Below are 286 nucleotides of genomic sequence, written 5' to 3' on the forward strand. Positions count from 1 at the left end.
GCCGCGGTATATCCTGAGCATTGATGAAATCGAGCATATCCTGTCGCTGCCTGACCCAAATACGTTGCAGGGCGCACGCGACCGGGCCCTGATGGAGCTGCTCTGGTCAACGGGGATACGACGCAGTGAAGTGGCCCGGCTCGATATCTACAGCATTGACGGGTCACGCAAAACCGTGACCATCCGGCAGGGCAAGGGGAATAAAGACCGGGTATTGCCCCTCGGCGAACGGGCCTTAAACTGGCTCCAGTTCTATCAGCAGCAGGTTCGCCCGCAACTGCTGGTC

General features: G+C 59.1%; 1 protein-coding gene. It reads left to right on the forward strand.

Annotation, left to right across the window (positions count from 1 at the left end):
• Positions 1-286, forward strand: a 286-nt coding sequence (locus tag ACGF49_RS25175; protein WP_387493514.1) for a tyrosine-type recombinase/integrase, incomplete at both ends; no start/stop codon positions are given.

Source organism: Photorhabdus sp. RM96S, assembly GCF_042879335.1.
Lineage (GTDB): Bacteria > Pseudomonadota > Gammaproteobacteria > Enterobacterales > Enterobacteriaceae > Photorhabdus > Photorhabdus kayaii.